The organism is Paracoccus aminovorans, from assembly GCF_001546115.1.
GTDB classification, from domain to species: Bacteria; Pseudomonadota; Alphaproteobacteria; order Rhodobacterales; family Rhodobacteraceae; genus Paracoccus; species Paracoccus aminovorans_B.
The window spans coordinates 119,912-140,102 of the sequence record NZ_KQ955209.1 but is presented as its reverse complement, the minus strand read 5'-3'; the positions used below and the strand labels follow the sequence as shown (position 1 = coordinate 140,102).

Here is a 20,191-nt window from a genome sequence, read left to right as displayed (position 1 = left end):
GTGAAGCCCCGGCGGCGCCTTAGGTCAACGCCAGCCGAGCGCCGGGGCGACGTGCTTGAGGATATTCTCGATCACATGGGCGTTGTATTCGACGCCCAGCGTGTTCGGCACGGTCAGAAGCAGGGTGTCTGCCTCGGCGATGCCTTCGTCCTTGCGCAGCTCCTCGATCAGCCGCTCCGGCTCTCCGGTATAGCCGCGGCCGAAGATCGAGCGGGTCTGCTCGATGAAGCCGATCTGGTCGGCCTCTTTCCCGCCGCGGCCGAAATACATCCAGTCGCGTTCGTCGGTCAGCGCAAAGATCGAGCGGCTGACCGAGACGCGCGGCGTGCCTTCGTGCCCGGCATCCTTCCAGGCCTCGCGATAGATGCGGATCTGCTCGGCCTGCTGGACGTGGAAGGGCTTGCCGTTCTCGTCGTCCTTCAGCGTCGAGCTTTGCAGGTTCATGCCAAGCTGCGCCGCCCATTTCGCCGTGGCGTTCGAGGCCGCGCCCCACCAGATGCGGTTGCGCAGGCCCGGGCTGTGCGGTTCCAGCCGCAGAAGGCCCGGCGGGTTCGGGAACATCGGGCGCGGGTTCGGCTGGGCGAAGCCCTTGCCCGCGAGCAGGTTCAGGAACACCTCGGCATGGCGCCGCGCCATGTCGGCGTCGCTCTCGCCCTCGGCGGGCTGGTAGCCGAAATATTTCCAGCCGTCGATCACCTGCTCGGGCGAGCCGCGCGAGATCCCCAGCTGCAGCCGCCCCTGCGCGATCAGGTCGGCGGCGCCGGCATCCTCGGCCATATACAGCGGGTTTTCATAGCGCATGTCGATGACGGCGGTGCCGATCTCGATCCGTTTCGTGCGCGCGCCGACCGCCGCCAGCAGCGGGAAGGGCGAGGCGAGCTGGCGCGCGAAATGGTGCACGCGGAAATAGGCGCCGTCCGCGCCCAGCTCCTCGGCCGCGACGGCAAGGTCGATGGATTGCAGCAGCGTGTCCTGGGCGCTGCGGGTGGCGGCGGCCGGTTCGTCCGACCAATGGCCAAAGGACAGGAATCCGATCTTCTTCATGGTGTTTCCTTGATTTCCGCCTGCCAGGGCGGGGTTTTCAGCGCGGCGGCCAGATGGTCGACGAAACGGCGCAGCTTGGCCGGCATGGGCGAGACGGGGGGCCAGACGGCGACGATGGGCAGCCGGCGGGTGGGATAATCGGGCAGCACGCGCTCCAGCGTGCCATCGGCCAGCGCCGGGGCGACGATGAAGCCGGGCAGGATGGCCAGGCCCAGGCCCTGGATCGCCATGCAGCGGATCGCCTCGCCATTGTTCAGCGAGATCCGCCCGCCGATCATGGGCGAGACGAAGCGGTCGCGCTCCTGGAACTGCCAGAGCTGGCTGTTCGGGACGTGGCTGTAGCCGATGCCCTGGTGGTCGCGCAGATCGGCCAGCGTTCGCGGCCGGCCCATCCGGTCCAGATAGGCGGGGGCGGCGACGGCGACGCTTTGGTCCTCGCAGAGCTTGCGCTGCATCAGCGCCTTGTCGCGCATCTTGCCGACGCGGATGCCGATGTCGAAACCCTCGCGCGCCAGGTCGCGGGTGCGGTCGTCGTAATCGACGCTGATCTCCAGTTCGGGGTTCGCCTCGGCGAAGCTGGCGATGATCGGGCCCAGGTGCAACACGCCGAAGCTCATCGGCGCGGCGATGGACAGGCTGCCACGCAGCGGCGCCACGCCGTCCATATCCCAGGCGGTGCTTTCCGCCGCCGCGACCAGTTCCGACAGCGCCGGGCGCAGCCGTTCGGCCAGGCGCGACGCGGCTTCGGTCGGAGTGATGCGGCCGGCGTTGCGGCGAAACAGCGCCGCGCCCAGCGTCGCCTCCAGGTCGGTGATCCGCTTGCTGACCACGGATTTCGACAGGTTCAGCCGCGCGGCGGCGGCGGTCACCGTGCCAAGCTCCATCACGGTCAGGAAGGTTTCGAGGTCGTTCAGGTCATAGCGCATGACATGAAGATAGGGCGCGGACCTGCCGGCGGAAAGCCCCAACCGTTCGATCCAGTCGAACGCGAGGTTCGCGACCCGTCTGGTGGCGGAAACGCGCGCCAGGGCCGATATTGGCTGCAACGAAAGGAGGAGCACCATGCAGCTCACCGGAATACACCACCTGACGGCGATCACCGCCGATGCGCCCGGCAACCGGCGCTTCTATACGGACACGCTGGGTCTGCGCCTGGTCAAGAAGACCGTGAACCAGGACGACACCAGCGCCTATCACCTGTTCTATGCCGACGGGCTGGCGCAGCCCGGCACCGACCTGACCTTCTTCGACTGGCCGGCGGCGCGGGAACGGCGCGGCACCCATTCGATCAGCCGCACCGGCCTGCGCATCGCGCGGGACAGTTTCGACTTCTGGGCCAGGCGGCTTGGCGATGCCGGGTTGACCAGGGGCGAGATCGCGACGCTGGACGGCCGCGCCAGCCTCGATTTCGAGGATCCCGAGGGCCAGCGCTTCCGCCTGACCGAGGATGCGCCCGGCAGCGTCGCCGCGCCTTGGGCGAAAAGCCCGGTGCCGGCGCAGCACCAGATCCACGGGCTGGGACCGATCACCATCTCGGTGCCGGACCTGGCGCCGACCGACATGGTGCTGACCCATGTGATGGCCATGCGCAAGACGCGCGACTATGCCAGCCCGGACGGGCAGGGCACGGTGCATGTCTATGAGATGGGCGAGGGCGGCCCCGCGGCCGAGCTTCACGTCGCGGTCCAGCCCGGCCTGCCGGTGGCGCGCCAGGGCGCGGGTGGCGTGCATCACGTCGCCTTCCGGGTGCCGGACAAGCCCACGATCCACGCATGGGCCGAGCGGCTGAACCAGATGCGCGTGCCGAGTTCGGGCGAGGTCGAGCGCTATTATTTCCGCTCGCTCTATTTCCGCGAGCCGGGCGGCAACCTGTTCGAGATCGCCACCGACGAGCCGGGCTTCGCCGTGGACGAGCCGCTGGAGAGCTTGGGCGAAAGCCTGTCGCTGCCGCCCTTCTTGGAAGGGCGCCGGGCGCAGATCGAAGCCGGGCTGCGGCCGCTGGACTGACCATCCCAGAAGGCAACAAGGCCGCCGGAGCGATCCGGCGGCCTTTTCCATGCGCTCAGCTCAGCAGCGCCATGCCGTTGCGGGCGTGCCGGTCGGCCATGCGGCGGCCGGGCGCGCCGGCGACCAGCAACCGGGCCGGGGCGGGCGCGTCCTGCGCCGCGAGCGCGGGAAAGATCTGCAGGATCTCGGCCCGCGCCGCGGGGCCGACGCTTTCCAGCGCCTGCGGGCCGGTGAACAGCGACTCGGTCTGCGCGCCGTTCGACCAGACCACCTGATGGCGGTCGAACAGGAAATGCACATAGGTCACGCTATCCAGATCGCTCGCCAGCGCGATGCCCGGAAGCGACAGCAACTGCTTGGCAGCGACCAGCACCTCGGCCGCGCCGAACATGCGCTGCGCGATCTTCGAGCGCACCAGCACCCGGTGCTGGGGCGAGACCAGCAGGTCGGTCAGCGGCAAGCCGTCGCCAAGCGCGCCGCGGGCAATGCGGACCGGGCGCAGATGCGGGCTTTGCGTCAGGTCGATCACGGCCCGGCCGATCCAGCGGATCGGCTGCGCGCCATGGTCGGCGGTCAGCACCAGCGCGCCCGGCGCCAGCGTCTCGACCGTGACCTCGCCCCCGGGGGTGCAGATCAGCGTGCCGGCGGCGAAGCAGACGAAATCCACCTGCGGCCGGTCGGTCAGCAGGCCGGCGGATTCGCTGCCGCTGGCCACCAGCGAGTTCAGCCGGATCGTGGTGATCGGCGCGCCGGACAGTACCGCATTGGTCGCCGCATTTTGCGAGGGTGCCAGGAACAGCTCGCCCGTCGTGCTCTGGAACAGGTTCACCGCCACGCTGCGGGTCGAGCCGTCGTCGAAGGTGATGGTGGCGTTATAGGTCGCGACGGCGTCGAAATCATAGGTCTCGGGCGTGCCGTCGCCGTCCAGGTCGGTGCGGAACTGGTCGGTGCCCAGGCGATTGTTCTGGTTCAGCACCGGCTGGCCGCGGCCGTCGTTCGGACCGTAGCGGTCCACCGTCTCGACCGACTGGATGTGAGCGTAAAGCGGATCGGTGCTGCTGCCGAAGGTGCGGCCGACATAGGAGGACGACCCGGCGTTCTCGGCATTGTTGTCGCCTTCGTGCGGATCCATCGCGGTGGCCATGCGGCCCAGATACAGCGCGTTCCAGGTGGTCGGCATTTCATCCTCATCCATGGGGTAAATTCGACCGCAACATGGGTGCAGATCTGCCGGACGCGCAAGGAAAACCATGCAAATTGGACAAAATGAATCTGCGGCCGAGCCAAGGTGAAACATAGTCACTTGATAAATCGTGGCAATATTCTGTCTAGGCCATATCGGTATGCACAATTTTAAGATTTATTGATCCATAATTCGCTTTTCGTTCATGCGGCGCCGCGGACATGCAAAGGGGCGGCCCGGAGGCCGCCCCTGCAAAAGTCGTGGTTTGGGGAATCAGGCGGTCTTGGCGCGCTGCGCCATGGTCGCCTCGGCCCACCAGTGCAGCTCGTCCAGCATGGCGTCGAGCGCGGGCTTCAGGTTGCCCTCGACCTCGGACATCGGGCCATTGGCGCCCAGCGGCGAGACCTTGAAGAAATCGCCGCCGCCCAGATGCACGGCATTGCGCAGCGGCACCATCTGCAGCTCGACGGCGATGCCGCGCAGGTGCTCGATGGCGCGGGCGGCGCCGACGCCGCCATAGCCCATGGCCGCGGCCGGCTTGCGGTTCCAATCCTTGTAGGCCTGGTCCAGCGCATTCTTCAACGAGCCGGTGACCGAGTGGTTGTATTCGGCGGTCAGGAAGATATAGCCGTCGAACTCGGCCAGCTTCTGCTGCCATTTCACCGCGCGCGGGTCCGAGGACGGCATCCACAGGTTCGAGGCGGCCTCGTTGAACAGCGGCAGGTCATAGTCGCGCAGGTCCACCAGTTCGAAGCGCATGTCCTCGCGCTTTTGCGCGTGTTCCAGCAGCCAGGCGGCCGGCTTGTCGGCAAAGCGCGTCTCGCGGGTCGAGCCGACGATGATGGCGATATTCGGTTTGGTCATCTGATCTGTCCTTGCTTTCATAGTGCCCGAGCGCGCGGGCGCAAATCCTTGTTCCCGCAATCTGGCGGGGGCGGCGCTTTCCGGCAAGCCGGACATATGGAAAAGCCGCGTTCGGATTTTGGAAACACCCGGAATGGAATCCGCGCCCCGGCCGGTCAGTCCTGCGCCAGCCAGCCCTGGGCCGCCGCCAGGTCCAGCGGCGACAGCTCGTGCCCGGCGGCAAGCGTCTCGGCCTGCAGATCGGCGCCGCTGGCGCGCAGCGCCTGCTCCAGCGCCGGCGCCATGCGGCCGAAGGGGTCGCGTGCGCCGTGAAGCAGCAGCGCCCGGCTGCCGGCCAGCGCATCGGGTACCAGCGCCGGCGGGTCCTCCAGCACCTGGATGCCGCGCAGCAGCACCGCCCGGCGGATCAGCCCGGGATGCAGCTGCAGCAGCGCCCCCAGCAGGTTGGCGCCGTTCGAATAGCCCAGATAGGTCAGCGCCTGCGGGTCCAGGGTGTAGGCCCGCGCCGCCTCGGCGATGAAGCCGGCGAAGGCCTCGGATTCGGCGCGGATGTCGGCCTGGTCGTAGGTCACGGCGTCGAAGCGGCGAAACCAGCGGTTGATGCCTTCCTCGGTCGAGCGGCCGCGCACGCCCAGCAGCGTCGCGCGGGGCGCCAGCCGGGCGGCCAGCGGCATCAGGTCGGCCTCATTGCCGCCGGTGCCGTGCAGCAGCACGATGGTGCTGCCATCGGGGCTTTCCGGCCGGTGGAAGCGGTGGATGAAATGCAGATTGCGCATCGGGCTCCTTTCCTCGCCCGGCAGGGCGATTTGCGGCAGGATCACGCGCAGGTCTTCGGCGCGCGCCGCGTCATGGGGGGGCACGAACAGCGTTCGGCCCAGCTCCTCCGGCGCCTCGTCCACGGTGAGGCCGGGGGCGTCGGTGGCATATTCCAGCAGCGTGCCCGCCGGTTCGCGGACATAGAGCGACAGGAAATACTTGCGGTCGTGCACATGTGTCACGTCGGTGCCCTGCAGCGCCTGCCGCATCGCCCGCACCGCATCGGCGTCGCCTGCGCGGAAGGCGACGTGATCGAGGATGCCGGTGCCGGGGATGCCGGGAAAGAAGCCGGTGGCGTCGCGGATGTCGATCGCGTCCCGGTCCGAGACCAGCCGCCGCACCGCGCCCTCGGCCGGGCCGGGGCGATAGCCGAAGCGGGCGACGAAAGCCGCGGTCTCGGCCGGCTTTTCGGTCAGCAGCGTCACCGACCGCAGCCGGGTCGGGGCGATGGGATCGGGCAGGGGCGCGGCGGCCGGCAGGTCCAGCCCCACCAGCTTGACGATGATCCCGTCCGGGTCCTTCAGCCGCAGCACCGTCTCGCCATGTTCGCGCACCGGGCCCTCGACGGGGATGCGCGCGGTCATGGCGCGGGTCAGCCATTCGCCGATGCTGTAGGGCGGCACGGCCAGGGCAATCTCCGCGACCTGGCCGTGGCCCACCCGGCCCGGCGCGCCGTCTTCCCACACCAGGAAGGTGATGAGCGAGCCGGGCGAGCCCAGGGCATCGCCATAGAACAGGTGCAACTGCTCGGCATCCTCGAAACCGCCCGTGCGCTTGACCAGCCGCAGGCCCAGGAAGCCGGCATAGAAATCGACATTGGCCTGCACCCGGCGGGTGATGCCGGTGACGTGATGGATGCCGGTGGGCATGATGCTCTCCTTATTCGCCCGCCTCGCGGGCCAGGACACGTTGCACGGCGGGGTCCGCCGCGATGCGGTCGTGCAGGGCCTGGACATTGGCCCAAGGTCCGGTGCCTTCGGGCAGCAGCTTCGCGGCCCAGCGGATCATCGGGAAGGCATAGGCGTCGATGATCGAGCGGCTGTCGAGGATCCAGTCGCGCCCGGCCAGGTGGTCATCCAGCAGCTTGAGTTTCCTGCGCACCAGCTTGCGGCCCGCTTCCTGCGCCGCCTCGCGGTCGGCGGGGACGGCGCCGGTGGTATAGCGCTGCGGCATGAAGATCGGGAAGAAGGCCGGGTGCAGGTCGCCGGTCAGGAAGCTGGACCAGCGCTCCAACTCGGCCTGGCCGCGGATGTCCGGCGCGCCGCCCAGCCCGGCCTCGGGGTGCTTGCGCGCCAGGTAATGCAGGATCGCGCCGCATTGCGTCAGGATCCAGCCGTCATCCTCGATCAGCGCCGGGACCGCGCCCGAGGGGTTGGCGGCCAGAAGCTCGGCCGAGCCGAACTCGACGTTCTGTTCCTCATAGGGCGCGCCGATCCATTCCAGCGCGACATGCGGGGCCAGCGAGCAGGCGCCGGTGTGGTAAAGCAGCTTGGGCATGATGTCCTCCGTTCGTTCGGGACCAACATAGCCCGGCCGCGCCGGTTCCCTACCGCAAACGGGCGGAACGCGGCGTTTGGCATGGACGAACGGAGCGGCGGGTCAGCCGCGATGCGCACCCGCGGCGAGGCTGGCCACGAAGTCGAGGATCTCGGGCACCGGACGACCCTCGCCGATCTGCTTGACGATGGCGCTGCCGACGACGCAGCCGTCGGCCACCCTCGCCACCGCCTGCGCCGCCTCGGGGGTCGAGATGCCGAAGCCCACGACGACGGGCAGCCCGGCTGCGGCGCGGATGCGGGCGACCTCGGGCGCGACCTCGGCGGCATTGGCGGCCGGGCCGCCGGTGATGCCGGTGACGCTGACGTAATAGACGAAGCCGCTGGTGTTCTGCACCACGGCGGGCAGGCGGCGGTCGTCGGTGGTGGGGGTCGCCAGGCGGATGAAGCTGATGCCCTTGGCCCGGGCGGGCAGGCACAGCTCGGCATCCTCCTCGGGCGGCAGGTCGACGACGATCAGCCCGTCGACGCCGGCCTCGGCGGCCTCGGTCAGAAAGCGATCGACGCCGCCCGCGCGCGCGTAGATCGGGTTGTAATAGCCCATCAGCACGATCGGCGTGGCGTCATCCCCGGCCCGGAAGGCACGCACCATCTCCAGCACCCGGCTGACGCTGCCGCCGGCGGCCAGGGCGCGCTGGCCGGCGGCCTGGATGGTCGGGCCGTCCGCCATCGGGTCGGTGAAGGGCATGCCCAGCTCGATGATGTCCACCCCGGCGCCGGGCAGGCCGCGCATGATCGCAAGCGACTGGTCGTAATCCGGGTCGCAGCCCATCATATAGGCGACGAAAGCCTTGCCGCCGGTCTCGGCCGCCTTGGCGAACGTATCGTCAATTCTGCTCATGCGCCGGATCTCCCCTGTTCGGCCAAGCCCTAGCCCGCGGCGTGGGCAAGATCAACGCCCCGCCACTGGACTTGCGCGTCACCGCCCCATAATAAGCGCGGAAATCCGGGGAAAGGGATAGATCATGGGCTTTCGCATGGGGATCGTCGGCCTGCCGAACGTGGGCAAATCGACGCTGTTCAACGCGCTGACGAAAACCGCCGCCGCGCAGGCCGCGAACTTTCCCTTCTGCACCATCGAGCCCAATGTGGGCGAGGTCGCCGTGCCCGACCCGCGGCTGGACAAGCTGGCCGCGATCGCGGGCAGCAAGCAGATCATCCCGACCCGCATCACCTTCGTCGATATCGCGGGCCTGGTGAAGGGCGCCAGCAAGGGCGAGGGTCTGGGCAACCAGTTCCTGGCCAATATCCGCGAGGTCGATGCCATCGCCCATGTGCTGCGCTGCTTCGAGGATGGCGACGTGACCCATGTCGAGGGCCGCGTCGATCCCATCGCCGATGCCGAGACCATCGAGACCGAGCTGATGATCGCCGACCTGGAATCGGTCGAGCGCCGGCTGGCCAATATCGCCCGCAAGCTGAAGGGCGGCGACAAGGAGGCCGTGGCGCAGGAAAAGCTGCTCAAGGCCGCGCAGGCGGCGCTGGAATCCGGCAAGCCCGCCCGCACCGTCAAGGTCGATGACGAGGACCAGAAGGCCTGGGGCATGTTGCAGCTGCTGACCGCCAAGCCGGTGCTGTTCGTCTGCAACGTCGAGGAAGACAAGGCTGCCACCGGCAACAGCCAGTCCGAGCGCGTGGCCGAGATGGCGCGGGCCCAGGGTGCCGGCCATGTGGTGATCTCGGCCAGGATCGAGGAAGAGATCAGCCAGCTGCCCGCAGAAGAGGCGACCATGTTCCTCGAGGAGATGGGCCTGCACGAGGCCGGGCTCGACCGGCTGATCCGCGAGGGCTACAGGCTGCTGGGCCTGGAGACCTATTTCACCGTCGGGCCGAAGGAAGCCCGCGCCTGGACCATCCACAAGGGCACGCTGGCCCCGGCGGCGGCAGGCGTGATCCATGGCGATTTCGAGCGCGGCTTCATCCGCGCCGAAACCGTCGCCTATGACGATTACGTCACCTACAAGGGCGAGGCCGGCGCGCGCGAGGCCGGCAAGTTCCGCGTCGAGGGCAAGTCCTACGAGGTGCAGGACGGCGACGTGCTGCACTTTCTTTTCAACGCCTGACGCCCGGCTGTCAGGGGCGGACGCAAGGCCCGCCCCGGCCGGCTTCAGTTCGACAGGGCCTGGAGCAGCTGCATGACCGCCAGCACGCGCTGGGTCTTGCTGTCCACGCGATAGATCTGGTTGTCGTCGCGGTAATAGTTCCAGTTCTGCCCCTGTTGCAGCGCATAGAGCCGCGGATCGGCGATGCGCTGATATTGCCCCGGGTTGAACACGTCGCCGATGCCCGGGCGATAGCGGACCAGGCGCTGCACCCGCTCCTTGCGCAGGCATTCGCCGCGATACCAGACCAGCCCGCCCGGGCAGCCGCGCCGTGCCTCGTGGCGCTTCCAGTCGCGGCGGTCCTTGCGGTGGTCGTCGTGCTTGTGGCTGTGATGGCGGTGCCACGCGCGATCACGGTCGTGGTCGCGGTCGCGATCGGCCAGCGCCGGGGTGGCGAGGCTGCCGGCCAGCGCAAGCAGCAGGGCAAAGCGGAAGGGGCGATTCATTCCAGGCTCCATGGCGGTTTCCCGCATGGCATAACGCGGCTTTCGGGCGGGTTTTAGCTGTCCGGCAGGCTTAGCCCGCCCCATGCGCGACAAGCCGCCGATACGGCGCCTTATTCCCCCGCGCCGCCCTGCAACAGCCGCTGCCCGGCGCGGATCGAGCCGTCCTGCACGTCGCGGCCCAGGGCTGCGCACAGCGCGTCCAGGTCGCGCGCCCGCATCGCGGCCAGCATTTCCTTGTGGCGGTCGTCCGGCGCGCCGGCGTCCAGATGTTCGATGGCGCGGCGCTGGAACGGTCCCAGTTGCAGCCAGACGCTCTCGATCAGCGGGATCACCGCCTGGTCCGGGTTCAGCCCGTAAAGCCGCTTGTGGAACTGCTGGTTCAGCCGGGTCAGCCCGTCCAGGTCGCGCGCGGCCAGCGCCGCGTCCATCTGGTCGTCGATCCCGGCCAGCCCGGCGATGGCCACGTCCGAAAGCCAGGGAAAGGCGCGCGCGGCGGCATGGATCTCCAAGGCGATGCGCAGGCGCACCAGTTCCTCGAACCGGCCCGGCGTCATCTCGGGGATGCGCAGCCGGCGGTTGCCCAGCACCTCGATGGCGCTTTCGGAACTCAGCCGCCGCACCGCCTCGCGGATCGGGGTCGGGCTGAGGCCCAACTGCCCGGCCAGGCCGCGAAAGGTCAGCGCCGTGCCCGGCCGCAGCGCGCCCAGCATCACCGCATTCCTGAGCCGCAGATAGGCGTATTCCTGCGTGGTCATCGCCGCGTCGCGCGGGATCTCGGGAAGCTCGGGTTGGATCATCGGCGGGGCCTTGCGGGGCTGGGACGGTGAAGGATGCCCCGAAGCCCGAGTTGACTCAAGCGCGAATTTCGATCACATATTAAGAAATGATATCACAAAATTCCGAACGTGATCGACAACGGGGAGAGACGGACATGAGCAAACCCGATCCGATGGCCTGGCTGGCGGACCGTCCCGCCATCGAGACGATCTTTGCCTGCATCTGCGACCTGAACGGGGTGATGCGCGGCAAGCGCGTGCCGGTGGACCAGCTCGACAAGATCACCTCGGGCGCGCTGCGCATGCCGCTGTCCTTGCTGGGCATGGACATCTGGGGCGAGGATATCGAGGGCAACGAGCTGGTCTGGGACACCGGCGACGCCGATGGCCTGTGCGATTTCACCGGCCGGCCGCTAAGCCCGGTGGACTGGACCTCGCGCCCGGCGGCCTTCGCGCTCTTGTGGATGCGGCAAGAGGACGGCACGCCCTTCATGGGCGACCCGCGCCGGGCGCTGGCGGCGGTGGTCGACCGCTACAAGGCGCTTGGCCTGACCCCGGTGGTGGCGACCGAGCTGGAATTCTATGTCGTCGATCCCTCGGGCACGGTGCCGCAGCCGCCGCGCTCGCCCGTCACCGGCAAGCGGCTGGATTCGGACGGCGCGCTGTCGCTGGACGAGTTGCAGCATTTCGACGCCTTCCTGAACGAGGTCTATGACGCCTGCGCCAGCCAGGGCATCCCGGCCGATGCGGCGATTTCGGAAAACGGCGCCGGCCAGTTCGAGATCAACCTGCTGCATGTCGCCGACCCGCTGGAGGCCGCCGACGACGCGGCGCTGTTCAAGCGCCTGGTGCGCGGCATCGCCCGCAAGCACGGTTTCGCCGCCACCTTCATGGCCAAGCCCTATGGCGACCGCGCCGGTTCGGGCATGCATGTGCATTTCTCGCTCGAGGACGCCCAGGGCCGCAACGTCTTTGACAATGGCGGCAAGGAGGGCACCGACATGATGCGCCATGCCGTCGCCGGCCTGCTGCGCACCATGCAGGAAAACGCGCTGGTCTTCGCCCCGCACGAGAACAGCTTTCGCCGGCTCTTGCCCGGCGCGCATGCCCCCTCGGCCGTGGCTTGGGGCTATGAGAACCGCACCGCGGCGATCCGCATCCCCGGCGGCAGCCGCAAGGCGCGCCGCATCGAGCATCGCGTGGCGGGCGCCGATGCCAACCCCTATCTGGTGCTGGCCTCGATCCTGGGCGGCGCGCTTCTGGGCATCGAGAACGCCTGGGAGCCGCCGCCGCCCATCGAGGGCGACGCCTATTCGCTGGAGCTGGAAACCCTGCCGCCCGACTGGGCCTCGGCCATTGACGCCTTCGCCAAGGGGCCGCTGATCGAACAGATCTACAGCAAGCGGCTGCGGCGCATGTTCGTGCAATGCAAGTTGCAGGAATTGCGCCGCTTTACCCGCCAGGTCACCGAATTCGAATATCACTCCTACCTGGAGGCCGTCTGATGCCCTCGTCCCATGAATCCCCGTCCTATGCCGGCAACGGCGACCACACCGGCAGCTATTACGCCGCCTCGGCCAATCCGGCGCCGCTGCGCCCGCAACTGCAAGGCCTGCACGAGACCGAGATCTGCGTGCTGGGCGCCGGCTACAGCGGGCTTTCGACCGCGCTGCACCTGGCCGAAAAGGGCCACCAGGTCACGGTGATCGAGGGCGCGCGCATCGGCTGGGGTGCCTCGGGGCGCAATGGCGGCCAGATCGTCAACGGGCTGAACGCCAGCCTGCAGACCATCCAAGCCCGCTATGGCCAGGACACCGCCCGCTTCGTCGCCGGGCTGGTGATGGAGGGCGGCGACATCATCCGCGAGCGCGTCGCGACCTATGGCATCGACTGCGACCTCAAGCCCGGCAATGTCTTTGCCGCCCTGACCGGCGCGCATCTGCGCGAGCTGGAAGAACGCTGGACGCTCTGGCGCGGCTACGGCATCGACAGCCAGCAGATGCTGGATGCCGGCCAGATGCAGGCCCATGTCGCAAGCGACCGCTATGTCGGCGGCATGATCGACCACAAGGGCGGCCACATGCACCCGCTGAACCTGGCCCTGGGCGAGGCGGCGGCGCTGGAAAGCCTGGGCGGCACCGTCTTCGAGATGTCGCCGGTCGTCTCGGTCGATCACCAGGCGCCGCGCCCCTCGCTGAAGACGGCGCAGGGCGAGATCCGCGCCCAGGTGCTGGTGCTTTGCGGCAATGCCTATCTGGGCCATGTCGTGCCGACGCTGGAAAACCGGGTCATGCCGGTCTCGACCCAGATCATGGCGACCGAGCCTCTTGGCGCGGAACGCGCGGCGGCGCTGATGCCTTCGGACGTCTGCATCGAGGATGTGCGCTACATCCTCGACTACTACCGCATGTCGGCGGACAAGCGGCTCTTGTTCGGTGGCGGCACGGTCTATGGCGGCGCCGACCCCAGCGACATCAAGGCCAAGCTCTGGGGCAATATGCTGAAGGTGTTCCCGCAGCTCGGGACGGTGCGGATCGATTATGCCTGGTCGGGGAATTTCGCGCTGTCCTTCAGCCGGGTGCCGCAGATGGGCCGGATCGGGGCGAATACCTATTTCGCGCACGGCTACTCGGGCCATGGCGTCACCGGCAGCCACACCTTCGGCCGCATCCTGGCCGAGGCGATCCACGGCGACAGCAGCCGCTTCGACACCTTCGCCGCCGTGCCCTGGATCCCGTTCCCGGGCGGTCGCACCTTCCGCGTGCCCTATTCGATGATCGGCTCCTGGTGGTACGGGCTGCGCGACCGGCTGGGGATCTAGCCCCGACCGCCATCCAGCCCGCCCGGGAACACCCGGCTGGAGCGCAGATCGGCCTCGGTCATGGTCGACAGCGCCGCGGCATCGACCGGGGCCGTGGCCGAGAACAACCGGTTCGCCTGCCGCAGCGGCGCCCGGTCCAGCGCATCGCGGATCGACCGGGTATTGGCGAAATGCGGCTGCGCCCGGCGCAGGCTCGGCCATGGCCGTGCGGGCGCCGGCGTCGAAGCCATACCCCTGCGCCGGCAGCATCGCCTCCGAGATCCGCGCCAGGTCCGCATCCGCGCAATCGGGGAACTCGATGTAAGCCGGGACTGGCGGAAAGAACCGGTCCATGCGGTCAGCATAGCCGGCCATGATGACCACCAGGCCGTCGCGGTTGTCTCCATCACTTGCAACAGGATCTCGATGGCCTCCTGGCCATAGTCGCGCTCCTTGCCGGGCTTGTAGAGGTCATAGGCCTCGTCGATGAACAACAGGCCCCCATGGCCTTCTCAGCACCTCCCCGGTCTTGGGCCGGCATGGCCGATATACTGCCGACCAGGTCGTCGCGGGTCACGCTCACCAGCTGTCCCTTGCGCACATAGCCCAGCCGGTGCAACAGCCCGGCCATCTTCAGCGCCACCGTGGTCTTGCCGGTGCCGGGATTGCCGGTAAAGCTCATGTGCCGCGTCGGCGCCTCATGCGCCAGGCCCAGGTCGCGCCGCGCCCGCTCCACCAGCAGCAAGGCCGCCGTCTCTCCGATGCGCGCCTTGACCGGCGCCAGCCCGATCAGTTCGCGGCCCAGCCCGTGCAGGATCTCGCGCACGCCCGAGGAACCGTAATCGGCCTTCATATCGACCGTGGCGGCCTTCTCGCCCCTATCGCCATCCATCGGGTTTTTTCTGTTTTCCAAATACCCTCGGGGGGTGAGGGGGGCGGAAAGCCGCCGCCATCGCCGGGCCGCCAGGCCCGGCAGCCACCAGCTGGCACCGGCCTGGGTGCCCATCGGGTGGCCGATGGTGCCGCCGCCGAATTGCAGCACCACGTCGTCGCCGAACAGGTCCAGCAGCTGATGCATCTGCCCGGCATGGGTGCCGCCCGAGGCGACTCACCTTCTTCAGGTTGCCCCCGTCCTGCGCGAAGAAGAGGCCGCGCGGCAGGTCCACCTCGTTCACCATCAGCGGATCGCCTTCCAGCTTGCCGATGGCGGTGCCGCAATGCAGGTGGTCGACCCCGGCCATGCGCAGCCATTTCGCGATGACGTGGAAGCTGACGCCGTGGTTCTTTTGCCGGGTATCGGTGCCGTGCCCCGGCGCGCTGCATGTGCAGGATCAATTCGTTCTGCCGGCACCGTAATGGCCCTTGACCTCGCCGGTCGCGGCCTTGGCCTTGTTGACCGCCTCCATGCAGTAAAGGAAGCGGTCGCGCCAATGCTTGAAGGGCTGCGCGTTGATGCTCTCGTCGTCCTTCATGAAGTCGAGCCCGCCCTTCAGCCGCTCATGGACCACGCGGCCGTCGTTCTTGCCCGACAGCCCAGCTTGGGTTTGGTTGTGGCGCCGAGCAACGGGCGGCCGAACTTGTCCAGCCGCCCGCGCTCGACCACGATGCCGGTGGGGGATCCGGCAAACGTCTTCAGATAGGCAATGGGAAAGCACATGTCCTCGAGCCGCGCCGCCTTCAGCGGCTTGACGCTGAAGACATTGTCGATGATCGAGGCGGTCATATTGGCGCCGGCGCCTTCCTCGAACAGGATCAGATCATGGGCGATGTCGCAGACATACTGCCCCGGCGTGCCCGGCACCGGCTCGACCCTGTAGGCTTTCGCGCGATACTGGTCGCAGGCGGTCAGCCGGTCGGTCCAGGTCGCGGCCGAGCTTTCGCCGGCCGCCGCCGCCGCCGCTTCGATCGGGTCCACGCCCTCCTGCGGGGTGATGCGGAACAGCGCCAGCACATCGGTGTCCCTGGGCTGGTAGTCGCCGTCCCAATAGCCCATCTGCGCATATTCCAGCACGCCCGCGGCATAGCGCTGCTTCTCGTCGGTGATTTCGGACCGGGCCATCTCGTGCATGGCGAAGCCTTCCTTCAGGCGCGTTTCGATTCGCTGACCAGCCGCAGGATCATCGGCGTCAGGATCAGCTGCATGGCGAGGTCGAGCTTCGGCCCCGGGACGACGATGGAATTGGCCCGGCTCATCCACGAGCCCTGCAGCATCGAGGTCAGATAGGGAAAGTCGATGCCGCGCGGGTTCTTGAAGCGGATCACCACCAGGCTTTCGTCGGCGGTCGGGATCCAGCGCGCGATGAACGGGTCCGAAGTGTCGACCACCGGCACGCGCTGGAAGTTGATGTCGGTCTGGGTGAATTGCGGGCAGATGACATGCACATAGGCATGCATCCGGCGCAGGATCACATCGGTCACCGCCTCGGTCGAATAGCCGCGGCTGGCCTTGTCGCGGTGGATCTTCTGGATCCATTCCAGGTTGATGACCGGCACCACGCCGATCTTCAGGTCGGCATGGCCGGCGATGTCCAGGGTCTCGGTGCGGACGGCGCCATGCAGCCCCTCGTAGAACAGCAGGTCCGAAGTCGGGTCGAACTTCGCCCAGGGGGTGAAGGTGCCGGCGGCGACGCCCCGTTCCTTGGCCTCGTCCTCGTCATGGATGTAATGGCGCTTCTCGCCCATGCCGGTGGCGCCATAGTCGCGAAACACCTGCTCCAGCTTTTCCAGGTCGTTGGCGTCCAGGCTGAAATGGCTGAAGGTATGGTCGCCGGCCTCGGTGCGGCGCGCCAGTTCCGCCTTCATCGCGGCGCGGTCGTAGCGGTGGAAGGCGTCGCCCTCGATGCTGACGGCGCGGATGCCCTCGCGGCGAAAGATCTGGTCGAAGGTGTTCTTGATCGTCGTGGTCCCGGACCCCGACGAGCCTGTGACCGAGATGATCGGGTGTTTCCTGCTCATGCTCTCCTCTCAGGCCCGGAACAGGCCGCGATGTCCGAACAGCGCCGAGACCTCGGGCTCCGGCAGGTCGTGATAGGCGGCGATGCGCGCGACCTTCTCGGTCGAGCCGAAGGCGAAGGGGATGCGCTGGTCCAGCCCGGCCGGGCGCAGGCCCAGAACCGGCTCGCACAGGTCGGTGGCGCTGCCGCCGGCCGCTTCGATCAGCAGCGCGATCGGGGCGCAGTCATGGACCAGCCGCAGCCGGCTTGCCGCGTTGCGGACGTCGCCGCCGGGTTGCAGGAACACGCCGCCATGCATCAGGATGCGATGCGCCTCGGCCACCAGCGAGGCCAGCCAGCGCATGGCGAAGTTCTTTTTCCGCGGCCCGTCGCTGCCGGCCAGGCAATCGTCGATATAGGCCCGCACCGGGCGCGGCCAGTGCCGGTAATGCGCCACGTCGATGGCGAATTCGAAGGCGCATTTCGGCATGCGCAGCCGCCGGTTCACCAGCCGGAAGACCCGGGTGTCGGGGTCCAGCAGGTAATGCTGCACCCCGTCGCCGAAGCTGACCATCATCATGCAGCGCGGGCCGTGAATGACATAGCCCGCCGCCAGCTGCTCGGCCGGCGGGCGCAGGAAGCTCTCGGTCGCGGTATCGGCGGCGGCATGCAGCGAAAACAGCGTGCCGGTGGCAAGCTCGATGCCGATATTGGCGCTGGCGTCGAGCGGCGTCAGCGCCAGGGCGAAGCCGCCCTGCGGGTCCAGCCCGGCCGGGCCGTTGCCCATGTCGAGCCAGCGCAGCCCGGCGCCGGGCAGGGCGCGGGTGAAGACGGCGGCGGCCTCGCGCTCCAGCCGCGCGGGCGCGCGTGGGTCGGTCGCGGCGCGGCGGATCAGCCCGGCCAAGGCGACGCTGCCGCTGGCCAGCGCCTGCATCGCCGGGCGCAATTGCGCCGGGATTTCCGCGCTTTCCATGCTCTCGGCCGTCATCCGTCTCCCCCCGAAACGTCCGGAGACTTGTTGACACGGCGGCGCCTTTCAGAACATTTAATAATACAGAAATCGTTTTCGGAAATTCTGAATGGCTCGCATCGACGCCGTGACCCTGCGCCACCTGCGGGCGCTGCGCGCCGTGACCGGCAGCGGTTCGCTGACCGCGGCCGCGGCCGAGCTGGGGCTGACGCCGCCGGCGGTGCATGGTCAGCTGCGCGCGCTGGAGGATCTGATGGGCGCCGCGCTGGTCTGCCGCGGCGAGCACGGCGCCTTCCTGCCCACGGACGAGGGCCGGGCGGTGCTGGCCGCCGAGGCGCAGATCGCCATCGCGCTTGACGGTTGCGCGCGGCGGGTGGCGGCGCTGCAAAGCGGCCATGTCGGCAATGTCTCGCTGGGGGTGATCTCGACCGGCAAGTATTTCGCGCCGCGCCTCGTTGCCGATTTGCGCCGCGCCTTGCCCGAGGTCGAGGTGACGCTGCGCATCGGCAACCGCGACGCGCTGATCCAGTGGCTGCAATCGCGGGCGCTGGACCTGGCGATCATGGGCCGGCCGCCGCGGGCGCCCGCCGTGGTGGCCGAGCTGATCGGCCCGCATCCCCATGTCATCATCGCGCCCGCCGGTCATCCGCTGGCCGATGCCGACCCGGCCACGCCGCAGGATTTGTTGGCCGAGACCTTCCTGGCGCGCGAGGCCGGCTCGGGCACCCGCATCCTGATGACCCGGCTTCTGGACCGGCTCGGCGAGGGCACGCCCTGGCGCATGGTCGAGATGGGCACCAACGAGACCATCAAGCAGGCGGTGATCGCCGGCCTTGGCATTGCGCTGATCTCGCAGCATACCGTGACCGAGGAACTGCGCGCCGGCCGACTGGTCGCGATCCGGGCCGCCGGCCTGCCCATCCTGCGCAGCTGGTTTCTGATGCGGCGCGAGGACATGGCGCTGTCGCCGGCCGGCCAGCGCGTCCACGATCACATCCTGGCGCAGCGGGGTGGTTTCCTGCCCCGGCTGGACGGCTGAGCGCGAAGGCTCCGGCGATCCGGCTCGCGCAGGGGGCAGGGCCTTTAGCAGGGCGAAAAGGATCGGCGGCCCGCTCATGGCAGACGGTCGCCCCGCCGGCATGGCCGGGGCGACCGCCGAAAGCGCGCGCGCCTTTGGCGCGGGGCTGGCCTAGTGCTCGGCCGGACGGATCAGCGGCACCTCGTTGCCGGCCGCGTCGAAAAGCTTGCCGTCCAGGAAATAGTCGCCGTCCTCGAGCTGCGAGATGTCGGTGTAACGGATCACCCGTTCGGCCGCGGCGCCGAAGACCGAGGGCTCTTCCGAATTCCCGGCCGTGAAGTGGTTGAACATCAGGTTCAGCAGGATCGCCATGATGGCCGAGGAGCTGATGCCGGAATGGAAGATGGTCTGCACCCAGGTCGGGAAATGGTGGTAGAACTCGGGCAGCATGATCGGCAGCGTGCCGAAGCCGATCGAGGTGGCGACGATGATCAGGTTCATGTTGCCGTGATAATCGACCTTGGCGAGCGTGCGGATGCCGCTGGCCGCAACCGTCCCGAACAGCACGATCCCCGCCCCGCCCAGCACCGGCATCGGGATGGTGGCGACGACGCGGCCCATGATCGGCAACAGGCCCAGGACCACCAGGATCAGCCCGCCGGTCGCCACGACATAGCGGCTTTTCACGCCGGTGACCGCGACCAGCCCGACGTTCTGGGCAAAGGCGCTTTGCGTGAACGACCCCACGACCGGCGCCAGCATCGAGGACAGCATGTCGGCGCGCAGACCGTCGCCCAGCCGGCGCGAATCGACCTTGGTCTCGACGATCTCGCCCACGGCGAAGATATCGGCCGAGGTCTCGACCAGCGTGACCAGGATCACGATGAACATCGAGATGGTCGCCGCCACGCCGAAGGTCGGCCAGCCGAAGTGGAAGATGTCGGGCAGCGCGAAGACCGCGCCATTGCCGACCTGGGAAAAGTCGGTCATGCCGGTCAGCCATGCGATCAGCGTGCCCGCGACCAGCGCCAGCAGGATCGACAGGCGCGAGATGGTGGCATTGCCGACCTTGCTGAGCAGCAGCACGATGGCCAGCGTCACCCCGGCCAGCAGGATGTTCTCCACGCTGCCGAAATTCTCGGCCTTGCTGTTGCCGCCCATGGCCCAGCGGCCGGCGACCGGCATCAGCGTCAGCCCGATGGTGGTGATGACGATGCCCGCGACCAGCGGCGGAAAGAAGCGCGTGATGCGTGAAAAGACCGGCGTGATCAGCAACCCCAGGAAAGAGGCTGCGATCACGGCGCCGAACACCGCCTGGATGCCGCCATTGCCCGAGATGGTGATCATCGTGGCGACGCCGGCAAAGGACACGCCCTGCACCAGCGGCAGCTGGCAGCCGAAGAAGGGCAGGCCCATGGTCTGCAGGATCGTGGCCACCCCGCCCGCGAACAGCGAGGCGGTGATCAAGAGCCCGATGTCGGCGGGCGTGAGCCCCGCGGCCTGGCCGACGATCAGCGGCACGGCGACGATGCCGCCATACATGGTCAGGATGTGCTGGATGCCGTAGGCGATATTGGCGAAAAGCCCGAGCTTCTCGTCCTCGGGCCGCGTGGCGGTCGCGGCCGGGGCCGAAGGCGGGGCCGAAGCTGGCGCCATGTCTGGGGTTGTCTGCACGG

General features: G+C 68.4%; 18 protein-coding genes and 1 pseudogene. 5 read left to right on the top strand and 14 right to left on the bottom strand.

Annotated features, from left to right (window positions below; genetic code table 11):
* Window positions 1–24 precede the first annotated feature (24 nt).
* Both ASV56_RS12635 and ASV56_RS12630 read right to left on the bottom strand, forming a co-directional pair.
* Window positions 25–1,044: an LLM class flavin-dependent oxidoreductase gene (locus ASV56_RS12635; RefSeq protein ID WP_062562444.1), complete on the bottom strand. Its 1,020-nt coding sequence runs from the start codon at window positions 1,042–1,044 to the stop codon at window positions 25–27.
* Complete coding sequence (locus ASV56_RS12630; protein ID WP_062563305.1) at window positions 1,041–1,970, bottom strand: LysR family transcriptional regulator; 930 nt, start codon at window positions 1,968–1,970, stop codon at window positions 1,041–1,043. The genes ASV56_RS12635 and ASV56_RS12630 overlap by 4 nt, the downstream gene beginning before the upstream one ends.
* Before the next feature lie 136 nt (window positions 1,971–2,106).
* On the opposite strand from ASV56_RS12630, the gene ASV56_RS12625 reads away from it, so the two are divergent.
* Window positions 2,107–3,051, top strand: coding sequence for a ring-cleaving dioxygenase (locus ASV56_RS12625; RefSeq protein ID WP_062562443.1), 945 nt, complete (start codon window positions 2,107–2,109; stop codon window positions 3,049–3,051).
* A gap of 55 nt (window positions 3,052–3,106) precedes the next feature.
* On the opposite strand, the gene ASV56_RS22780 is transcribed toward ASV56_RS12625, so the two are convergent.
* From ASV56_RS22780 to trpA, 5 genes are all read right to left on the bottom strand, one after another.
* Entirely contained in the window at window positions 3,107–4,231 is a 1,125-nt protein-coding gene (locus ASV56_RS22780; protein WP_253880019.1) for a Hint domain-containing protein, read from the bottom strand.
* Between the two features lie 276 nt (window positions 4,232–4,507).
* The gene (locus tag ASV56_RS12615) at window positions 4,508–5,098 is read right to left on the bottom strand and encodes an NADPH-dependent FMN reductase (protein ID WP_062562442.1); all 591 of its coding nucleotides are present in this window, start codon (window positions 5,096–5,098) and stop codon (window positions 4,508–4,510) included.
* A gap of 155 nt (window positions 5,099–5,253) precedes the next feature.
* Window positions 5,254–6,783, bottom strand: coding sequence for a VOC family protein (locus ASV56_RS12610; RefSeq protein ID WP_062562441.1), 1,530 nt, complete (start codon window positions 6,781–6,783; stop codon window positions 5,254–5,256).
* A gap of 10 nt (window positions 6,784–6,793) precedes the next feature.
* Complete coding sequence (locus tag ASV56_RS12605) at window positions 6,794–7,411, bottom strand: glutathione S-transferase family protein (RefSeq protein WP_062562440.1); 618 nt, start codon at window positions 7,409–7,411, stop codon at window positions 6,794–6,796.
* Between the two features lie 102 nt (window positions 7,412–7,513).
* Window positions 7,514–8,311, bottom strand: a complete 798-nt coding sequence (gene trpA, locus ASV56_RS12600; protein ID WP_062562439.1) for a tryptophan synthase subunit alpha — start codon at window positions 8,309–8,311, stop codon at window positions 7,514–7,516.
* A 124-nt stretch (window positions 8,312–8,435) separates the two neighbouring features.
* Here trpA and ychF point away from each other — a divergent pair, with 124 nt between their 5' ends.
* Window positions 8,436–9,533 carry a redox-regulated ATPase YchF gene (gene ychF, locus ASV56_RS12595; protein ID WP_062562438.1) on the top strand — a complete coding sequence of 366 codons (1,098 nt, stop codon included), beginning with the start codon at window positions 8,436–8,438 and terminating at the stop codon, window positions 9,531–9,533.
* A 44-nt stretch (window positions 9,534–9,577) separates the two neighbouring features.
* Here the strand turns inward: ychF and ASV56_RS12590 are convergent, their stop codons facing one another.
* Window positions 9,578–10,018, bottom strand: a complete 441-nt coding sequence (locus ASV56_RS12590) for a hypothetical protein (RefSeq protein WP_062562437.1) — start codon at window positions 10,016–10,018, stop codon at window positions 9,578–9,580.
* Window positions 10,019–10,128: 110 nt separating this feature from the next.
* Window positions 10,129–10,815, bottom strand: a complete 687-nt coding sequence (locus ASV56_RS12585) for a GntR family transcriptional regulator (protein WP_062562436.1) — start codon at window positions 10,813–10,815, stop codon at window positions 10,129–10,131.
* Between the two features lie 134 nt (window positions 10,816–10,949).
* Here ASV56_RS12585 and ASV56_RS12580 point away from each other — a divergent pair, with 134 nt between their 5' ends.
* Window positions 10,950–12,299, top strand: coding sequence for a glutamine synthetase family protein (locus tag ASV56_RS12580; RefSeq protein ID WP_062562435.1), 1,350 nt, complete (start codon window positions 10,950–10,952; stop codon window positions 12,297–12,299).
* Window positions 12,299–13,615 carry an NAD(P)/FAD-dependent oxidoreductase gene (locus tag ASV56_RS12575; RefSeq protein WP_062562434.1) on the top strand — a complete coding sequence of 439 codons (1,317 nt, stop codon included), beginning with the start codon at window positions 12,299–12,301 and terminating at the stop codon, window positions 13,613–13,615. Before ASV56_RS12580 ends, ASV56_RS12575 begins: the two co-directional genes overlap by 1 nt.
* On the opposite strand, the gene ASV56_RS25050 is transcribed toward ASV56_RS12575, so the two are convergent.
* The 4 genes and pseudogenes from ASV56_RS25050 to ASV56_RS12555 all read right to left on the bottom strand — a co-directional run bounded on the left by ASV56_RS25050 (window position 13,612) and on the right by ASV56_RS12555 (window position 17,515).
* Window positions 13,612–13,845: a hypothetical protein gene (locus tag ASV56_RS25050; protein ID WP_437435919.1), complete on the bottom strand. Its 234-nt coding sequence runs from the start codon at window positions 13,843–13,845 to the stop codon at window positions 13,612–13,614. The two genes, ASV56_RS12575 and ASV56_RS25050, sit on opposite strands and share 4 nt — an antisense overlap.
* Window positions 13,846–14,576: 731 nt before the next feature.
* Window positions 14,577–15,653: pseudogene (locus tag ASV56_RS12565) on the bottom strand (RuBisCO large subunit C-terminal-like domain-containing protein); the annotation flags it as partial.
* 23 nt (window positions 15,654–15,676) lie between these two features.
* Window positions 15,677–16,549 carry a phosphoribulokinase gene (locus ASV56_RS12560; RefSeq protein WP_062562433.1) on the bottom strand — a complete coding sequence of 291 codons (873 nt, stop codon included), beginning with the start codon at window positions 16,547–16,549 and terminating at the stop codon, window positions 15,677–15,679.
* 9 nt (window positions 16,550–16,558) lie between these two features.
* Window positions 16,559–17,515 (bottom strand): FIG domain-containing protein, encoded by a 957-nt coding sequence (locus ASV56_RS12555; protein WP_062562432.1) that lies wholly within the window; start codon window positions 17,513–17,515, stop codon window positions 16,559–16,561.
* A gap of 91 nt (window positions 17,516–17,606) precedes the next feature.
* Between ASV56_RS12555 and cbbR the strand changes: the two genes are divergently transcribed.
* On the top strand, window positions 17,607–18,536 hold the full coding sequence (gene cbbR, locus ASV56_RS12550; protein WP_062562431.1) for a LysR family regulator CbbR: 930 nt from the start codon (window positions 17,607–17,609) through the stop codon (window positions 18,534–18,536).
* Between the two features lie 150 nt (window positions 18,537–18,686).
* Here cbbR and ASV56_RS12545 read toward each other — a convergent pair whose 3' ends face one another.
* Complete coding sequence (locus tag ASV56_RS12545) at window positions 18,687–20,189, bottom strand: nucleobase:cation symporter-2 family protein (protein ID WP_253880016.1); 1,503 nt, start codon at window positions 20,187–20,189, stop codon at window positions 18,687–18,689.
* Window positions 20,190–20,191 lie beyond the last annotated feature (2 nt).

Bases quoted from the DNA above. Each gene is read 5' to 3' on its own strand.
- ASV56_RS12635 (WP_062562444.1), bottom strand. From the start codon at position 1,044: ATGAAGAAGATCGGATTCCTGTCCTTTGGCCATTGGTCGGACGAACCG.
- ASV56_RS12630 (WP_062563305.1), bottom strand. From the start codon at position 1,970: ATGCGCTATGACCTGAACGACCTCGAAACCTTCCTGACCGTGATGGAG.
- ASV56_RS12625 (WP_062562443.1), top strand. From the start codon at position 2,107: ATGCAGCTCACCGGAATACACCACCTGACGGCGATCACCGCCGATGCG.
- ASV56_RS22780 (WP_253880019.1), bottom strand. From the start codon at position 4,231: ATGCCGACCACCTGGAACGCGCTGTATCTGGGCCGCATGGCCACCGCG.
- ASV56_RS12615 (WP_062562442.1), bottom strand. From the start codon at position 5,098: ATGACCAAACCGAATATCGCCATCATCGTCGGCTCGACCCGCGAGACG.
- ASV56_RS12610 (WP_062562441.1), bottom strand. From the start codon at position 6,783: ATGCCCACCGGCATCCATCACGTCACCGGCATCACCCGCCGGGTGCAG.
- ASV56_RS12605 (WP_062562440.1), bottom strand. From the start codon at position 7,411: ATGCCCAAGCTGCTTTACCACACCGGCGCCTGCTCGCTGGCCCCGCAT.
- trpA (WP_062562439.1), bottom strand. From the start codon at position 8,311: ATGAGCAGAATTGACGATACGTTCGCCAAGGCGGCCGAGACCGGCGGC.
- ychF (WP_062562438.1), top strand. From the start codon at position 8,436: ATGGGCTTTCGCATGGGGATCGTCGGCCTGCCGAACGTGGGCAAATCG.
- ASV56_RS12590 (WP_062562437.1), bottom strand. From the start codon at position 10,018: ATGAATCGCCCCTTCCGCTTTGCCCTGCTGCTTGCGCTGGCCGGCAGC.
- ASV56_RS12585 (WP_062562436.1), bottom strand. From the start codon at position 10,815: ATGATCCAACCCGAGCTTCCCGAGATCCCGCGCGACGCGGCGATGACC.
- ASV56_RS12580 (WP_062562435.1), top strand. From the start codon at position 10,950: ATGAGCAAACCCGATCCGATGGCCTGGCTGGCGGACCGTCCCGCCATC.
- ASV56_RS12575 (WP_062562434.1), top strand. From the start codon at position 12,299: ATGCCCTCGTCCCATGAATCCCCGTCCTATGCCGGCAACGGCGACCAC.
- ASV56_RS25050 (WP_437435919.1), bottom strand. From the start codon at position 13,845: ATGGCTTCGACGCCGGCGCCCGCACGGCCATGGCCGAGCCTGCGCCGG.
- ASV56_RS12560 (WP_062562433.1), bottom strand. From the start codon at position 16,549: ATGAGCAGGAAACACCCGATCATCTCGGTCACAGGCTCGTCGGGGTCC.
- ASV56_RS12555 (WP_062562432.1), bottom strand. From the start codon at position 17,515: ATGACGGCCGAGAGCATGGAAAGCGCGGAAATCCCGGCGCAATTGCGC.
- cbbR (WP_062562431.1), top strand. From the start codon at position 17,607: ATGGCTCGCATCGACGCCGTGACCCTGCGCCACCTGCGGGCGCTGCGC.